The sequence below is a fragment of the Streptomyces sp. LN549 genome, from assembly GCF_043203805.1.
Taxonomy (GTDB): Bacteria; Actinomycetota; Actinomycetes; order Streptomycetales; family Streptomycetaceae; genus Streptomyces.
The window spans coordinates 451,680-467,098 of the sequence record NZ_JAZHRI010000002.1; the positions used below are offsets into that span (position 1 = coordinate 451,680).

The window sequence follows — 15,419 nt, forward strand, 5'->3', positions numbered from 1 at the left end:
TGCCTCTCTTGTGACACTGGAGAGGTCCCGGGCCGTAGCCCCGAGAGGAGAACGCACCATGCCACGCGGATCGAATCCGAAGCGGGAACGGCAGTACGAGCACATCAAGGAGAGCGCCCAGGAGCGCGGCGTCGGGGAGGACCGGGCGGAGGAGATCGCCGCCAGGACGGTCAACAAGGCGCGCGCCCGCGCCGGTGAGTCGAGGACCGCGAGCCGTACGTCGACCGAGGACATCCCGTCCTCGCGGCGCGGCGGGCTGCGCTCGCACAGCGGCGCTCAGGGACCCACCCGCGACCAGCTCTACGAAGAGGCGAAGCACAAGAACGTCAAGGGGCGTTCGTCGATGACGAAGGCCGAGCTGGCCCGCGCGGTCGGCCGCTGACTCGCGCACCGCGGGGGCCCGGACGGTTCATCCGTCCGGGCCCCCGCCCTGCACTCACCCCTCCCAGGTCCACTCGGCCACCTCCGGCAGGTCCGTGCCGTGCTCGCGGATCCAGTCGTGGTGGCGGGTCCGGGTGTCCGCCATCGCCTGACGCACCACCACCGCGCGGACGCCCAGACCCGGGACACGGTCGATGACGTCCATGACGAGGCGGTAGCGGTCGAGGTCGTTGCGGACCACCATGTCGAAGGGCGTGGTGGTCGTGCCCTCCTCCTTGTATCCCCTGACGTGCAGCTGGGCGTGGCCGGCACGGCGGTAGGCCAGCCGGTGGATCAGCCAGGGATAGCCGTGATAGGCGAAGATCACCGGCTTGTCGCGGGTGAAGAGCGCGTCGTACTCGGAGTCCGGCATCCCGTGCGGATGCTCACCGTGCGGCATGAGCCGGGCCATGTCGACGACGTTCACCACCCGCACGGACAGCTCCGGCAAATGGCGCCGCAGCAGACCGGCAGCCGCCAGGGTCTCCAGGGTGGGTACGTCTCCGGCGCAGGCGAGCACGACATCGGGTTCGCGGCTGCCGTCCTCGGTACCCGCCCATTCCCAGACGCCCGCTCCGCGCGCGCAGTGTGCCCGGGCCTGGTCGAGGGTGAGCCAGTCGAAGCTCGGCTGCTTGCCGGCCACGATCACGTTCACGTAGTCGCGGCTGCGCAGCACGTGGTCGGCCACGGACAGCAGGGTGTTCGTGTCCGGGGGCAGATAGACGCGTACGACCTCGGGGCTTTTGTTCAGGATGTGGTCGACGAAGCCCGGATCCTGATGCGAGAAGCCGTTGTGGTCCTGGCGCCAGACGTGCGAGGTGAGCAGATAGTTGAGGGAGGCGATGGGGCGGCGCCAGGGCAGCCGCCTGGAGGTCCGCAGCCACTTGATGTGCTGGTTGACCATCGAGTCGACGATGTGGGCGAACGCCTCGTAGCAGGAGAACAGGCCGTGACGGCCGGTGAGCAGGTACCCCTCCAGCCAGCCCTGGCACAGGTGCTCGGAGAGGACCTCCATGACACGGCCGTCACGGGAGAGATGCTCGTCGGTCGGAAGGGTCCCCGCCTGCCAGGCCTTTCCGGTGGCCTCGTACAGGGCGTCGAGGCGGTTGGACGCCGTCTCGTCGGGCCCGACGACCCGGAAGTCGCGACGGTCGGCGGTGGCCGCCATGACGGCCTCCAGCAGACCGCCGAGGACCCGCGTCGGCTCGTGGAGCCCCGTCCCGGGCCGTTCCACCTGCACCGCGTGCTCGTCGAGGGCCGGGACCGGCAGGTCGCGCAGGAGCAGCCCACCGTTGGCGTACGGGGTGGCGCCGAGCCGCGCCGTTCCCTCGGGCACGCAGGCGAGGACCTGGTCCGAGGGGCCTCCCGTGGCGTCGAAGAGTTCCTCGGGCCGGTAGGAGCGCAGCCAGCGCTCCAGCTGTCGCAGGTGCTCGGGGTTGTCGCGGACCCCGGGCAGCGGGACCTGGTGGGCGCGCCAGGTGCCCTCGACGGGCACTCCGTCGACCTCGGCCGGTCCGGTCCATCCCTTCGGGGTACGCAGCACGATCATCGGCCAGCGCGGGCGCCGGGAGTCGCCGCCGGTCCGGGCGGCGTCCTGGAGCTCCCGGATGCGGTCGACGGCGCTGTCCATCGCGGTGGCCATCGCCCGGTGCACCGTGAGGGGGTCGTCCCCCGCCACGTACAGCGGCTCATGTCCGTAGCCGCGCAGCAGGGCGTCGAGTTCCGTCTCGGGGAGGCGGGCGAGCACGGCCGGATTGGCGATCTTGTAGCCGTTGAGGTGAAGGACCGGGAGGACGGCTCCGTCGTGGACGGGGTCGAGGAACTTGTTGGCGTGCCAGGAGCCGGCGAGCGGTCCGGTCTCCGCCTCGCCGTCGCCGATGACGCAGGTGACCAGCAGGTCGGGGTGGTCGAGTGCGGCGCCGTAGGCATGGGCGAGGGCGTAGCCCAGTTCGCCGCCCTCGTGGATGGAGCCGGGCGTCTCCGGCGCTACGTGGCTGGGGACGCCGCCGGGGAAGGAGAACTGCCTGAACAGCAGGCCCATGCCCGCCGCATCCCTGCTGACGTCGGGGTACGTCTGTGAGTAGCTGCCCTCCAGCCAGGAGTTGGCGAGGACGGCAGGGCCGCCGTGACCGGGGCCCCAGACGCACAGCGCGGGGGTGCCACGCGATTTGATCACGCGGTTGAGGTGGGTGTACACGAGGTTGAGCCCCGGCGATGTGCCCCAGTGGCCGAGGAGTCGGGGCTTGATGTCCTCGGGGACGAGTGGGCGGGTCAGCAGCGGATTGGCCATCAGGTAGATCTGCCCGACGGCCAGATAGTTGGCGGCCCGCCAGTGCGCGTCGAGCGCGGCCACCTCTTCGTCGGTCGGGCAGGTCGTCGATGAGGACGGCGGAGCGTCGCTCATGGTCACCTCTCAGCGGGCGTGTGCGGTGGCCGGCTACCGAGGCTCGGGGCCGTACCAGACGGTGGTGGCGTTGCAGAACTCGCGGATACCGTGACCGGCGAGCTCACGTCCGTATCCGGAGCGCTTCACCCCGCCGAACGGCAGCGCGGGGTGCGAGGCCGTCATGCCGTTGAAGAAGACGCCGCCCGCCTCCAGGTCGCGGATACAGCGGCGGCTTTCCTCGGCGTCGCGGGTCCACACGTTGGAACTGAGTCCGAAGGGCGTGTCGTTGGCCAGCTCCACGGCCTCGTCGAGGCTGTCTGCCCGGTAGAGCGTGGCGACGGGGCCGAAGGTCTCCTCGTGGTGGATGCGCATGGCGGGAGTGATCCCGGCGAGGACGGTGGGGGTGTAGAACCAGCCCCGCTCCAGTCCGCCGGTCAGGCCCTCGGGCCGGCCGCCGCCGCACAGGGCGTTCGCACCCTGTCGCACGGCGTCGTCGACGAGCTCCTCCAGGTCGGTGCGCCCCTGTTCGCTGGCGAGCGGGCCGATGTCCGTGGACTCCTCCAGTGGGTCGCCCACGGTCAGGTCGCGCATGCCCACGGTGAAGCGTTCGGCGAACTCCTCGTACACCTCCGTGTGCACGATGAACCGCTTGGCGGCGATGCAGGACTGCCCGTTGTTCTGGACGCGGGCGGTGACGGCGGTGCGCGCTGCCTTGGCGACGTCGGCCGAGGGCAGCACGAGGTAGGGGTCGCTGCCGCCGAGTTCCAGGACGGTGTGCTTGACCTCGTCGCCCGCGACGGCCGCGACGGCGCGGCCGGCCGGTTCGCTGCCGGTCAGGGTGGCCGCGGCCACCCGGCGGTCGCGCAGGATCGCCTCGACCGCTCCGGAGCCCACCAGAAGGGTCTGGAAACAGCCGGCCGGGAAGCCGGCCCGGTGGAACAGGTCGCCCAGGTACAACGCGGTCTGCGGCACGTTCGAGGCGTGCTTCAGCAGCCCGGTGTTGCCGGCCATGAGTGCGGGGGCCGCGAACCGCACGACCTGCCAGAGGGGGAAGTTCCACGGCATCACGGCGAGCACGGTGCCCAGCGGCCGGTAGTGGACGTAGGCACGGGACGCACCGGAGTCCTCCACGTCGGCGGGCGAGGGGTGCTCGTCGCCGAGGAGTTCCTCGGCGTGGGCCGCGTACCAGCGCATGGCCTTGGCGCACTTCGCGGCCTCGGCACGGGATGCCTTGACGGGCTTGCCCATCTCCAGGGTCATGGTGCGGGCGATGTCCTCCTGGTCCTCGTCGAGGAGGTCGGCGGCCCGGTTCAGCAGACGGGACCGTTCGCCGAATCCGGTGGTGCGGTACTCCCGGAAGGCGGCGTCCGCCGCGGCGAGCCGCCGCTCGATCTCGTCCGTTCCCAGTGCGTCGAACGTTCTGAGCGTTTCGCCGTTCGCGGGGTTGACCGTCGCGATGGGCATGGCTGTGGCCTCCTTGCATCGGTACTTCGACCGTGCCGCGCCGCACGTGGCGGCGCAACGCGGGCCCCGCCATCCGCATACCCGACCGGCGCGGACCATGCATGCCTGAGGCATGCGATCCGCGCCGGGAAGGGCTGTGGGTTCGGACGGGTGCGTGGGGCCGGTCCGTGCCGCGCCTCAGACGAGGGCGGGTACGTCGGTCCGCACCGGGGCGGCCGTGGGAAATTCCGTGACCACGGCAGGCGGCCGGCGGAACTCGCGGACTCCGGGCAGCGGCGGCAGCGGCACCAGCTCGATGTGCTGGGGCTCCTGCGCGTACCGGGTGAACCAGACGACCTTGCCCTCGGTGGTCCGGCAGGTGCCCCAGCTGTCACTGAGGGCCATGACGCGGCTCAGGCCGCCGCCCTCGTGGAGCAGTCGCGGCATATCGGATCCGTTGTCGGCGACGGAGACCGTGAGGTGCCGTCCGGACCAGCGGAGTTCGAGGACACAGGTGTTGTCGTCACCGACGTGCCGCTGGACGTTGGTCAGCAGCTCCTCCACAGCACGGCACACGGGCCGGATGTGGAGTTCGAGACTCCAGTGGCGGAGATGTGCGGCCACGATTCGTCGCAGCTGGGACACACGCTCTGCCGATACCTGGAGTTCGACCAGATAGTGCCGGTCGAGTGGAACGGTCATCGTCGAGGCTCCTCACATCGAGGCCCACATGCTTCGCCCCGTTCAACCAACGACCCCCGAATACGAAGAGTGAGCAGATGTCACTTCTGGGTCACTCCTTAGGGTGAGGCCGCAGAGCCGGTTGCGCAACACATCCGGCCGCGCACCCCCGGTGACCAGCGCCCATGCGCCGACGGCCCCATGCCGGATCTCAGGACGGATACGGCAGCAGCCGGTCCGCAGTGAGCGGAAGCGCGCGAAGCGGATCGCTGCACAGCCGCGGTTCGTCGGGGTCGAGCCCGGCAGACAGCCGAGGCGAGTTCGTCGGCAGCTGATGCGAGGCGTACGGGTGATGACCTCAGGGCCACCGGGGAGAGGGTGCCGTCGCTCTCCGCACCGAGCCGGACGCACTCCTGCATCATCACGGGCCGCAACCACCATGCCAACGGCATGGCGGCGATCACGGAGCTGCCACGGCGCTGTGCTCGCCGTCGCGCGCCCGCGTGGGAGTCGCTCACGCCCGACGCGCGGCGCCTGACCGCGCGGATGATGGAGGTCTACGCCGGGTTCCTCTCCCACACCGACCACCACCTCGGGCGGCTGCTCGACTCCCTGAAGGAGACCGGCGAGTTCGACAACACGCTGATCACGGTGGTCTCCGACAACGGTGCGAGCGCCGAGGGCGGGGTGACCGGGACCACCAACGAGCTGCAGGCCTTCAACAACGCGCCCGAGACGCTGGAGGAGAGCCTGGCGCCATCTAGGAGATCGGCGGCCCGGCCACGTTCAACCACTACCCGTGGGGATGGACGTGGGCGGGCAACACCCCGTTCCGGCGGTGGAAGCGGGAGACCTACCGCGGCGGCGTCAGCTACCCCTTCCTCGTCCACTGGCCGGCCGGTATCCGAGCCCGCGGTGAGGTCCGCGACCAGTTCGCGCACATCATCGACATGGTCCGCCCACAACTACGTCCAACGGGCCCTGCACCACGTCGCATCCAGCGAGACACTCCCCGAGGGGCGGCACGCCTTGCGTTTCGAGTTCGAGCCCACCCGGCCGCGCCCAGCTCTACATCGACGGCCGCCTGGTCGGCGAGAGCGACATGCCGATCACCACCCCGATCACCTTCAATCCGGGCGGCATGGCCTGCGGCGCCAACCCCGGTTCTGCCGTCACCCCCGACTACCGGGCGCCGTTCCGCTTCACCGGCACCCTCCACAGCGTCACCGTCGACCTGTCCGGCGACCTCATCCTCGACGCCGAGAGCGAGATGCGCATGCACATGGCCCGCCAGTGACCCACATGCACATGCGGGTCTCAGCAACCCGGCGCTGACCGGGAGAGGCTAACGGCCCTGTGTCCGCATGCCCTTGGAGCGGCGGAACGGGGCCGCCAGCAGAACGCCCGCCAGTTCGGTCTCGCTGGTCGTGGTGAGGAGCCGCTTGGGCACGATCAACAGGCAGGCCTTCCAGCCGAGGCGTCCGGTCACCACGTAGACCCGCTCCGCCTCGTAGGAGCGGTGCATGGTGCGCCACGGCACCCGCATGAGTTCCTCGGAGCCTCGCGAGAGGACGAAGCCGGCGTCGTCGATGACGGCCTGCTTCTCCCCCGTGGCCTGGTCGGCACGGAACATGCGGCCGGCTTTCAGCCGGGGCAGGCACAGGCCGAGCACACCGTAAACAAGAGCGAGCATCAGCAGACCAACATTGATCGGGCCGCCGTGAGTAACGGGCCTCAGGCTCAGCGTCGCCATCAGGGCCGCGGCCACGACAACGAGCCACCGCAGGCGTCGGAACCAGCCGGCTGCCGCCAGGGCCTCGTCGAACTCCTCCCGCGTCAGGATTCCGCTGAAGGTGATGGTCGTCTGCCGTATGTCGTCCACGGGCGCGGAGCCTACAGGTCCGCGCCTGGCACGCCCGTACCTGGTCGGAACACAGGCACTATGACCTGAGTCCGAGGTTCAGCGTCAGATCTCACTTCAATGGGTGAGCCTGCCGTGGCAGACGAGCTTTCCCGCCCTGTTGTCCGAAGGCTCCCACAACCGGGCTGCGGATGCCGTTGGCGGTGGGGTTCGGTCAGTCGCTCTCCCGGTAGTTCATGAACCAGTGGGTGTCGAAATAGCGGGCCATCGTGAACGGGTGGTGCGGGTCGACGAGGATGCGACAGACGAACTGCGCGGCCTGGTAGCCGAAGGGGACGTCCTCGCCATCGAAGGACCGGACAACGACGGGCCAACGGTCGGGGTCGTCGCCGTCGGCCCGCCAGCAGTAAAGGTCCTCGTGCTCGGTGCCCGCCCAGATGAGCAGTCCGTCCTCCCTGAGATCCGTCCACGGCTCCTGGTTCAGGCTCAGATATGCGTCGAAGGCGCCCTCGCCGAACGTTTCGACCATGCGCTTGTAGTCGGTCGGGAGCCCAGTTCCCAGGCGCGACTCCACCTCCGCCCAGTGCACGTCCGCCCGCCGGGCGGACTGCGTCCGGCCGGTGATCCGTATGAGCCGCTCCATCCAGTCGACGTCCTCGTCCGGAGCGACAGCCAGGGGTTCGGGCACCTGCCTCTGAGCGACCACCAGCACTGGCCGCTCGACGCCTTCGTCGTCTCGCGCCGTACCCGTCCCGACCCACTGATTCCCGTACGCCCACGCGCGTATCTTCACCGCCCGGTCCTCGAAGGGGACAAGGAGAGCCGCGCCCCTGGAATCATCGACCGTCGGATCGGCGAAGCCGTCGAGGACGAGGGTGCGTGAGGCTCCGTACCTGCCGGCGAGCAGGTCGGTCAGAGCTTGCGGGTCCAGATCACCGGGCAGGTACATGTAGCCGCCTGCCGGGCCGAGCTGAGCCAGCAGATCGTTCACAGTCGTCTGCGTGAGCTTCATGGCGGACAGTGAAGCGTACTGCTCTGACAAGGGCCGCTCCTCCCCCTCGTTGCCCTCATCACGCTGGCCGGGCCGACGTGACTGCACCCCCTACCGAGAGCTCGTTCCGCCTGCTCCACGGGGCGGGCGGCGGCTCCGCGTCATGAGCCCGGGCCTGCGGAGCGTTCGGCCTGCTTGTTCTCCAGCCGCAGGCGGACCTCCTCCTCCTGGTCGCCGGACACGGTGCCCACGACCCGCACGGCGAAGGCGCCCGCCAGGCTCTGCCGGAGCCGGTCGACCGCCCAGTAGCCGCCCTGCACGTCGGCGGTGACGGGCGCACCGAGCCGCACCGGCCCGGACACTACCCGGGCCTCGGTGACGTCTACGGTCACGACCCATGCCGTGGGCCGCTTGCCGGTGACGTCCTGCGGTACGTCGACCGAGGCCCGGTCGGTGACGAAAGCGGCCCGCAGCACGTCGAAGACCGTGCGTGCGTCGTCCTTCTCGCACCCGCTGACGACGACCGACACCTCACGGCCGTCCCGGCTTTCCTCGGACTGCTGCTTGTCCTGTGTGCTGTTCACCGCGGTTCCTTCCCAAGGGGTTACCTCCAGGCTCACCCCGCGGGCGGAGGCCTGCGACACGGGCGACCCGGGCACCCAGCGGGCCCCACGGCGAACGGCCTCGCGACATCCCAAACACTTTGGGTGGTGATATCCACTTAAAACATGAATTAGGCGTCAGAGCCGAGTGACGGCCCCGCCCTGGGGTATCCGGCAAGCATGGACGTATCGGATGGAGCCCTGAATTCCCTGGCCCTCACCCTCGCGGACGGACGGGGCGCGACCGGGGCGGTGCTGGGCGTTGTCGGCGTGATCCTGGTGGCTGTGCTGATCGGCGCCGTCTGGCTGGGCAGGCGTCGGCGCGCCGAGGAATTGCCACCGCCCCGGCCCGAGGAGCAGCCGATGGCACCGGACCACCGCACCCACGTCGAGAAGCTCGACGTCCACGGGGACGACGACTTCCCCGCCGACGGCCGGGGGCTGTCGCCCTACGAGCTCGGCGACCACGGGAACGAGACCATCCACCGGGACAACGACGAGCGGCGCGACTGAACTGAGGGGCCTCCCCGCGGTTCCGGGGACTGCTTCCGCCACCGTCCCGGAACACCTGCCGCCCGGCCCCCCGCCCGCGCGGTGGCCGCCCCGGGCGGCGGGGCCGCGTGTTGCGGGACCGCCCGCACGCGGTGAGGCTGGTGAAGTCCCGAAGACCACCGGCACACACCTGCCGCACTCCCCATGAAGGCAGTAGGAACATGACCGGAAGCACCCCTGGCACGGCATCCGCGCCCGCACCGCTGACCGGGCCGGCGGCGCCCTGCTGGGTCAACCTGATGACCCGGGACCTGGAGTCCGCCCAGGAGTTCTACGGCCCGGTGATGGGCTGGACGTTCCGGCCGGGCAAGCTCGGTCAGGAGTTCTCGGTCGCCCGCCGCGGTGACGTACCCGTCGCCGGGATCGGCGCTGTGGCGACCACCTTCAGCGTCGCGGTGGCGTGGACGCCGTACTTCGCCGTCCAGGATGCCGATGTGACCGCTGCCCGGATCCGGGAGCGCAGCGGCACCGTGGCGGTGGGCCCGCTGGCGCTGGGCAAGGGGCGCGGCGCCCTGGCCGCCGACCGGGACGGCGCGGGGTTCGGCATCTGGGAGCGGACCGCGCCCGCGACCTCACCGCCCGCCCCGGACGGCCATGCGCACGCCTGGCTGCGGCTGCGCACGCGGAACGCCTTCGACGCCGCGATCTTCTACGGCGAGGTCCTGGACTGGGCCAGCGGCCGGCCCGGCTCCTGCGAGGTGGCGTACGCGAAGGACGAGGTGATCGTGCAGTGCGGTGGACGCCAGCTGGCCCGAATCAGCTCGGGGGCGGTCGAGGCGGCCCCCGAGCCGCTGGTCCGTCCGCACTGGCAGGTCAATTTCCCGGTCGACGACGTCAGCGCCGCCATCGCTTCGGCGCATGCGCACGGCGGTTCTCTGGTCGAGGAGCTGTCCCGGCCCGAGGGGCGCGAGGCTACGCTGATCGATCCGGACGGCGGGCTCTTCACACTCACGGACGTCCACAAGGCCGGGGCCGCCGGCGCGGCGTGACCACGGGCACCGTCATCTCTCGTGACGGCCGTGGGACCGGGCCAGCGCCCAGGCCGGGAAGACGAACCAGCAGACCAGGAACCACAGCGCCATCCCGCCGACCAGCCAGAGGGCGAGGGCGTTGTGCAACGCCACGCGCAGGATGAGCAGGAGCGCCGAGCACATCGTGCAGAACAGCAGGAGCAGCCCGATCACGGTCAGGCGTGACGCCCAGGTGACCGTCTGGGGCTTCAGTCGCCGGCCGGTGAGCAGTCGGTGGTACGACACCGGGCCGATGAGCGCACCTGCCGTGGCGGAGCCGAACATCACCGTGACTACGTAGATCGTGCGGTCGGTGTCGGAGAGATCCACGAAGCGCGGCTGGAAGACGACGGCGAGCAGGAAGCCGAAGAGGATCTGCACGCCCGTCTGGGCTACGCGCAGCTCCTGGAGCAAGTCGGTCCACCGGCGGTCGGCCCGCTCCTCCGCCGTCTCCTTGCGCCCCCACCCGCGGTCCATGCCGTGCTCCTCCCCGGGTGGGCTCACCGTGGACCTCCGTCCGGTACGCGCAGCGCCTGAATGCGCCTGTTCTGACACGGTAGACCTCCGGGTGGGCCCGGGCCCGTCCGGTGAGCGGGGGCCGGCCCATGCCGCAAGGGCTCCGGCTCCCCTCCCGCTCTCCTGCTGTCAGGCGATCGGCAGCATCAGTTCGGGACGGTCCCACATCACTGCCGGCGGTGCGGCCCTCACTGTGCCGGTCCGCCGGGCTCCCACGCTCGTGTAGAAACCCTCGGCCGGCGGATGCGACACGATGCGCACCTCGGTGAGTCCGGCCTCGTACGCCTCGTCCCTCAGGTGCCCGATGAGCACGCGTCCGATGCCTGCGCCCTGCGCATCGTCGGCGACGAACATGAGATCGAGTTCGGGCGGGTCGAGGATCAGGGCGTAGAAGCCGAGCAGCCGGTCACTGGTTTCGCCCACGGCTGCGAAGACCCTGTGCGTCTCGACGTATTCGTGCCCCACCCGGTATCCGGCGACCATGGGGGCGTACGGCCCCCCGTAAGCACGGGAGGTCCGGACCAGACGGGTCAGCCGCTTCGCGTCCCGGGCATCGGCCCGTCTGATCCCCACCTCTTCACCCAGAGCCCGGCGGCCGCGTGACGTAATACCTGATCTCATACATCGAGTATTACGCATCCAGGATGGGAAAGGAGCCGCCGACAGCCTCAGGGGGAGCGTCGTGTGGTGCGCCACTCCTCGACCAGGGCCTCGACGTCGAACGGCTTCAGCTTCAGGAGCGGCCCCTGCGGCGGGCGCCTGACGGCCTCGGCGATCTTCTCGTTCATCTCGTTCAGCATCCGTCGCACCTCGGCCTCGGTCCGCGTCCCGGGCACGGCGGCGAGGGTGTCCTCCGCCTCCTTGCGCAGGGCCAGCGAAGGCGGGAGCACGGATACGCCCTCGCGCTGCATCTTCGCCTTGATCCACCACGCCTCGTCGTACGGGCGGTCAAGTCCTTCGAGGGGCTTGCCGAACCCCGGCAGCTGGGCGAAGTCACCACGCTGTTCGGATTCACGAATCTGTTTGTCGACCCACGACTCGAAGCTGACGCCCGCGGGTTTGCGCTCGGTCACCGTGATGCCCCTCTCGGAGATGCGTGTGATGCAGCCCCTTCACGATACCCAGGGGCCGTACAGCAGCGGCCGGAGCCCGCCCGGAACACAGTCGGCGGGCAGGTTCCGGGCCTTGAACGCGGACGGCGGGGTACACGAGCAGCACGCCCGGCCGACACTGCGCCGGGGCACGATCCGAAAGGGATGGTGAGAGTGGAACACAGCGACAAGCGGACCGAGAACCGGCAGGAGTGGTGACCATGACGACCGTAGTGATCATCGTCGCGGTCGCCTTCGTGGCGGCCTGCGCACTGGCCTTCCGCTACGCACGACAGACCGGCGGGCACGGGATGCGGCGCCGCTTCGGACCCGAGTACGACCGGACCGTCGAACGCCACCACGGCGACGCCAAGGCCGCCGACCGCGAGCTGCACGAGCGGCTGAAGCGGCACCGGTCCCTGCACGAGCGTCCGTTGACGACCGAGGCGCGCGCGCAGTACGCGGACCGCTGGACGCGGATCGAGGCCGGCTTCGTGGACGCGCCCCAGCAGGCAGTCGCCGAGGCGGACGCCCTGCTGGCCGAACTGGCCCGAGACCTGGGCTTCCCCGACGGCAGGGACTTCGGCGAGCAGAGCGCCGCACTCTCCGTTCACCACGCCGAACACGTCAACGGCTATCGCCTGGTGCACGCCGCCAAACAGGGCGACGGCGGCACTGAGGAGATGCGCGAGGCACTGCTGGAGGCCCGCGGCCTGTTCGACGTGCTCGTCGCGAACGGCACGGACCGGCCGGCTCGCCGGCACCCGCACCACGCGGAAGGAAGTGGCAAGGCATGAATCACGACACGGGATCCACACCTCGCATCCCCACCGAGGTCCCCGAAACGGCCAAGAAGCCCCGGGCCGCCGCCCCCGACCGTGCAACGGACCACGGCCCCACGGGCACCCACGCCGGGGACCATGGCCCCACGGGCGCCGGAGCAACAGGTGCCGCACGGAAGCAGGATGCCCCGCCGACCGGGATGCCGCACACGAAGGCCGCCCCCGCCGCGGCGGCCCTGCCCGGCGACGGCATGCCGGGGGAACCGGTGACCGGCAGCCGGCCGGCCACCAGGGAAAGCACACCCGGCACAACCCACCCCCTCTTCCCGGACGGTGACCACGACCGGCTCTCCGAGCGGCTCCAGCACGCGGTGAGCGAGTTCGTCGAGAGCCCGCACCGGGCGGTCGAGGAAGCCGCGAGCACGTTCGACACCGCTGTCGACGGCCTGACGGACGCGCTCAGGGAGTACCGGCGCACGCTCGGCACCGCAGGACGGGACGGCGATCCCGGGATGCGAACCGAGGAGTTGCGGGTCACCTTGCAGCACTACCGCGACCTCACCGAGCGGCTGCTGAACGTGTGAGGTACACCGTCACCCACTACGGGCCTGCGAGCAGACGATTCACACATGACTCCGGCCTTAGTCTGTCCTGCAGGCATGCCTTCTGCCGCCGGCGCGCACGCGCGGGCGGCAGAAGGCATGCCGTGATCAGTGGCCGTGCACCGGCAGTCCGCCGCGCCGGCCGCTCGTCCCGACCGGTTGCCCCTGCAGCCGGTCGGACCTGTGTCGTCTCGGGGGCTCTCGCGGAGAAGTCACTGGGCGGTCATCACGAGTTCGCCGCGCAACCGCCGCAGCACAGGGACGGGAATCCGCAGCCCGTCGCGCGCGTACCCGTCAAGCCCTCCCCAGCGTTCGTCCATGGCGTCCAGGGCCGTGTCGAGGTAGCGGGGCCGGACCTCGATGATCGCGGAGGCGATCTCGGGGTCGCCGCCCGCATCGAGGAAGCTCTGCACGTACGGCCGGAAGGCGACGCGCACCACCGGGTTCACCGCGAGGAACTCCGTCCTCACGACGTCCCGGGAAGCGCCGAGGAGCAGCAGCAGCACGGCCGCCGCCCAGCCCGTGCGGTCCTTGCCCGCCGTGCAGTGGAAGAGCACGGGGCGCGCCGCCGCGTCGGCGGCCGTCTCGACGAAGGCCCGGTAGGCGGCAGCGGCACGCGGCGAGAGCACCATCTGCCGGTACGTCTCCGCGAACATCTCCTCGGCCTTGCCGCCGCCGAGCAGCCTCTCCGCCTCGACCGGATCGGCGAGCAGGGCACGGAGCCGGGCCGGTGCCACGCCCGGGTCGTCCCCGAGCACGTCGGCGACGAACAGGCGGGCTCCGGGCGGCAGACGGTCGGGAGCCGAGGCCCGCTCGTCCGCGGTCCGCAGATCGACGACGGTGCGGATGCCCAGTTCGGCCACCGCCCCGTCATGCACCGGGTCCAGGCCACTGAGCTGACCGGAGCGCAGCACCACGCCCGGCCGTACCTGCCGGCCGGGCCCCACGGCGATGCCACCCAGGTCCCGCAGGTTGAGAACAGAGGCTGCCGGGACGGCCCTGGCGGTCTGCACGATGAACTTCCTCTTTTCCCGACACGTATCCGAAATTGATTTCGGCCTGGCCGGATCAAAAGTCGCATGATGTCGGGAAATCGACAAAGTAAAACGCCGGTGATCATCGATCGGGCGTGCCGGGCAGGCGAAAGGAAGAGGGGATGCGCCGCTCAGGGCTTCTGGCCTGGGACGTCGCATGTCCGCCCGACGCCGGGAAGCCCCCGGATCCGGATTCGCGCCGCCCGCCGGAACGTAACGGGGCCGCTGATCCGGCGTACGGAACGCACCACTGCGCCACTCGAGCATGCAGGCACCGCGGCCGGCCGGTCATGCCCCCTGGGCAGAACGGGGTCACGCCCCATGATTCCGCCGGGCGGGCGGCTGCCGCCGGGCGGAACATCACTCCGCCAGAAGTCTTGTCTTCTGCGCTTCGAACTCGGCATCGGTCAGGATGCCCTGCTTCTTCAGCTCGGCCAGCCGTTCCAGCCGGCTGATCAGATCGTCGACGGGCGGCTCGGCCGCCTGCTGCTGCGCAGGCTGTGCCTGCGTCTCCTGACGCGGCTGCTCCGCGGCCATCTGCTCGGCGTCGTTCTCGGCGAACTTCGCCTGTTGGTGCCGCTGGACGCGGCCGCTGACCGCCGAGGCGGTACCCGCGACAACGGCCGTACGCGCCACCGCCCCGAGCAGACCGGGTCCGCGACGGTTCATTCCAGGTCCTCGAAAGATCGGCATGTCATAGGCCTTTCCAGTGCGGTGCCGTGCGGGATCAGCGTGCGGAGGCTGCGGCAGAGACAGCGGCCTCCGCAACCTCGGCGGGAATCCGCTCATGGGCGACGAGCTGACCGCCCGAGGCGCGGACCGCCTCGGTGAGCGGCAGCGCCCACAGGTCCTCCCACACGATCAGCGCCGCGGAACTGCCCGGCGGCACCCTCTCGGCCAGCGCCTCGATGTCGTCGCTGTTCAGCATGCCGGTGACCTCGCCCTCGACCGGCTCGAAGGAGACGAGGTCGTCGGGGTCGAGGTCGTCCAACTCGACGATGTCGATCGCGCCGTCCTCCGCCCGGTACACAAAGGTCAGGTCGATGATGCGCACCGCCTTGGACGCGACCGCTTCAGCCAGCGCCGGGGCGATGGCACCGGTGAACCGGCTGCCGGGGAAGGCGACGACGAGGTACTCCACAGGTCCCACAGCCACGAGCGTGTCCTCTCCGGAAGGATGAATTGCCAGCAGCATAACTTCGGACATTTATTGCTGCATTATGGCAAATCACTACCAGCCGGAGGAGTGTCGGGACAGCGGACCCGAATGCGGCGGCGGAGCATCCAATGAGGGGTGAGGGCCGCACGCCCCCTGGACGTGTTGCGCGGATCAGGGGCGCCGTCGAGGCGTGAGAAGCACGAACCGCACCGGCCTCCAGATCACACTCACCCGCACGTGCCATACGGCATTCATGTCGGGCAGGCATCTGCGATGTTTCGCATCGATC

Annotated in this window: 18 protein-coding genes and 1 pseudogene; 7 read left to right on the top strand and 12 right to left on the bottom strand. The window is 70.3% G+C overall.

Annotation, left to right across the window (positions count from 1 at the left end; translation table 11 throughout):
* Positions 1-58 precede the first annotated feature (58 nt).
* Entirely contained in the window at positions 59-382 is a 324-nt protein-coding gene (locus SH922_RS02135) for a plasmid stabilization protein (protein ID WP_393053959.1), read from the top strand.
* Positions 383-436: 54 nt separating this feature from the next.
* Here the strand turns inward: SH922_RS02135 and SH922_RS02140 are convergent, their stop codons facing one another.
* The 3 genes from SH922_RS02140 to SH922_RS02150 all read right to left on the bottom strand — a co-directional run bounded on the left by SH922_RS02140 (position 437) and on the right by SH922_RS02150 (position 4,951).
* Positions 437-2,824 carry a phosphoketolase gene (locus tag SH922_RS02140; protein WP_393053962.1) on the bottom strand — a complete coding sequence of 796 codons (2,388 nt, stop codon included), beginning with the start codon at positions 2,822-2,824 and terminating at the stop codon, positions 437-439.
* A gap of 33 nt (positions 2,825-2,857) precedes the next feature.
* Positions 2,858-4,270 carry an NADP-dependent succinic semialdehyde dehydrogenase gene (locus tag SH922_RS02145; protein ID WP_393053965.1) on the bottom strand — a complete coding sequence of 471 codons (1,413 nt, stop codon included), beginning with the start codon at positions 4,268-4,270 and terminating at the stop codon, positions 2,858-2,860.
* Positions 4,271-4,447: 177 nt separating this feature from the next.
* Positions 4,448-4,951, bottom strand: coding sequence for an ATP-binding protein (locus tag SH922_RS02150; protein WP_393053968.1), 504 nt, complete (start codon positions 4,949-4,951; stop codon positions 4,448-4,450).
* Positions 4,952-5,380: 429 nt separating this feature from the next.
* Here SH922_RS02150 and SH922_RS02155 point away from each other — a divergent pair.
* A pseudogene (locus SH922_RS02155) lies at positions 5,381-5,563 on the top strand (hypothetical protein); the annotation flags it as partial.
* 469 nt (positions 5,564-6,032) lie between these two features.
* Complete coding sequence (locus tag SH922_RS02160; protein WP_393063833.1) at positions 6,033-6,227, top strand: hypothetical protein; 195 nt, start codon at positions 6,033-6,035, stop codon at positions 6,225-6,227.
* A gap of 48 nt (positions 6,228-6,275) precedes the next feature.
* Here SH922_RS02160 and SH922_RS02165 read toward each other — a convergent pair whose 3' ends face one another.
* The 3 genes from SH922_RS02165 to SH922_RS02175 form a co-directional block, all read right to left on the bottom strand.
* The gene (locus tag SH922_RS02165) at positions 6,276-6,812 is read right to left on the bottom strand and encodes a hypothetical protein (RefSeq protein WP_393053971.1); all 537 of its coding nucleotides are present in this window, start codon (positions 6,810-6,812) and stop codon (positions 6,276-6,278) included.
* 193 nt (positions 6,813-7,005) lie between these two features.
* Positions 7,006-7,833: a hypothetical protein gene (locus SH922_RS02170; protein ID WP_393053973.1), complete on the bottom strand. Its 828-nt coding sequence runs from the start codon at positions 7,831-7,833 to the stop codon at positions 7,006-7,008.
* A 110-nt stretch (positions 7,834-7,943) separates the two neighbouring features.
* Positions 7,944-8,366: a hypothetical protein gene (locus tag SH922_RS02175; RefSeq protein WP_393053976.1), complete on the bottom strand. Its 423-nt coding sequence runs from the start codon at positions 8,364-8,366 to the stop codon at positions 7,944-7,946.
* Positions 8,367-8,564: 198 nt separating this feature from the next.
* Between SH922_RS02175 and SH922_RS02180 the strand changes: the two genes are divergently transcribed.
* Together SH922_RS02180 and SH922_RS02185 are read left to right on the top strand one after the other, a co-directional pair.
* The gene (locus SH922_RS02180; protein ID WP_393053978.1) at positions 8,565-8,897 is read left to right on the top strand and encodes a DUF6479 family protein; all 333 of its coding nucleotides are present in this window, start codon (positions 8,565-8,567) and stop codon (positions 8,895-8,897) included.
* 200 nt (positions 8,898-9,097) lie between these two features.
* Positions 9,098-9,925, top strand: coding sequence for a VOC family protein (locus tag SH922_RS02185; RefSeq protein WP_393053980.1), 828 nt, complete (start codon positions 9,098-9,100; stop codon positions 9,923-9,925).
* Positions 9,926-9,937: 12 nt separating this feature from the next.
* On the opposite strand, the gene SH922_RS02190 is transcribed toward SH922_RS02185, so the two are convergent.
* The 3 genes from SH922_RS02190 to SH922_RS02200 all read right to left on the bottom strand — a co-directional run bounded on the left by SH922_RS02190 (position 9,938) and on the right by SH922_RS02200 (position 11,535).
* Positions 9,938-10,423: a DUF6328 family protein gene (locus SH922_RS02190; protein ID WP_393063444.1), complete on the bottom strand. Its 486-nt coding sequence runs from the start codon at positions 10,421-10,423 to the stop codon at positions 9,938-9,940.
* Between the two features lie 168 nt (positions 10,424-10,591).
* Positions 10,592-11,083, bottom strand: coding sequence for a GNAT family N-acetyltransferase (locus SH922_RS02195; protein WP_393053983.1), 492 nt, complete (start codon positions 11,081-11,083; stop codon positions 10,592-10,594).
* Between the two features lie 47 nt (positions 11,084-11,130).
* Positions 11,131-11,535: a DUF1992 domain-containing protein gene (locus SH922_RS02200; protein ID WP_393053986.1), complete on the bottom strand. Its 405-nt coding sequence runs from the start codon at positions 11,533-11,535 to the stop codon at positions 11,131-11,133.
* Positions 11,536-11,774: 239 nt separating this feature from the next.
* Between SH922_RS02200 and SH922_RS02205 the strand changes: the two genes are divergently transcribed.
* Both SH922_RS02205 and SH922_RS02210 read left to right on the top strand, forming a co-directional pair.
* Entirely contained in the window at positions 11,775-12,350 is a 576-nt protein-coding gene (locus SH922_RS02205; protein ID WP_393053988.1) for a hypothetical protein, read from the top strand.
* On the top strand, positions 12,347-12,919 hold the full coding sequence (locus SH922_RS02210) for a hypothetical protein (protein ID WP_393053991.1): 573 nt from the start codon (positions 12,347-12,349) through the stop codon (positions 12,917-12,919). The genes SH922_RS02205 and SH922_RS02210 overlap by 4 nt, the downstream gene beginning before the upstream one ends.
* Before the next feature lie 230 nt (positions 12,920-13,149).
* Here the strand turns inward: SH922_RS02210 and SH922_RS02215 are convergent, their stop codons facing one another.
* The 3 genes from SH922_RS02215 to SH922_RS02225 form a co-directional block, all read right to left on the bottom strand.
* On the bottom strand, positions 13,150-13,950 hold the full coding sequence (locus SH922_RS02215) for a tyrosine-protein phosphatase (protein WP_393053994.1): 801 nt from the start codon (positions 13,948-13,950) through the stop codon (positions 13,150-13,152).
* Between the two features lie 381 nt (positions 13,951-14,331).
* On the bottom strand, positions 14,332-14,640 hold the full coding sequence (locus SH922_RS02220; RefSeq protein WP_393053996.1) for an SHOCT domain-containing protein: 309 nt from the start codon (positions 14,638-14,640) through the stop codon (positions 14,332-14,334).
* Between the two features lie 58 nt (positions 14,641-14,698).
* A complete protein-coding gene (locus SH922_RS02225; RefSeq protein WP_393053998.1) occupies positions 14,699-15,127 on the bottom strand; it encodes a DUF6325 family protein in 429 nt (142 codons plus the stop codon).
* Positions 15,128-15,419: the final 292 nt, after the last annotated feature.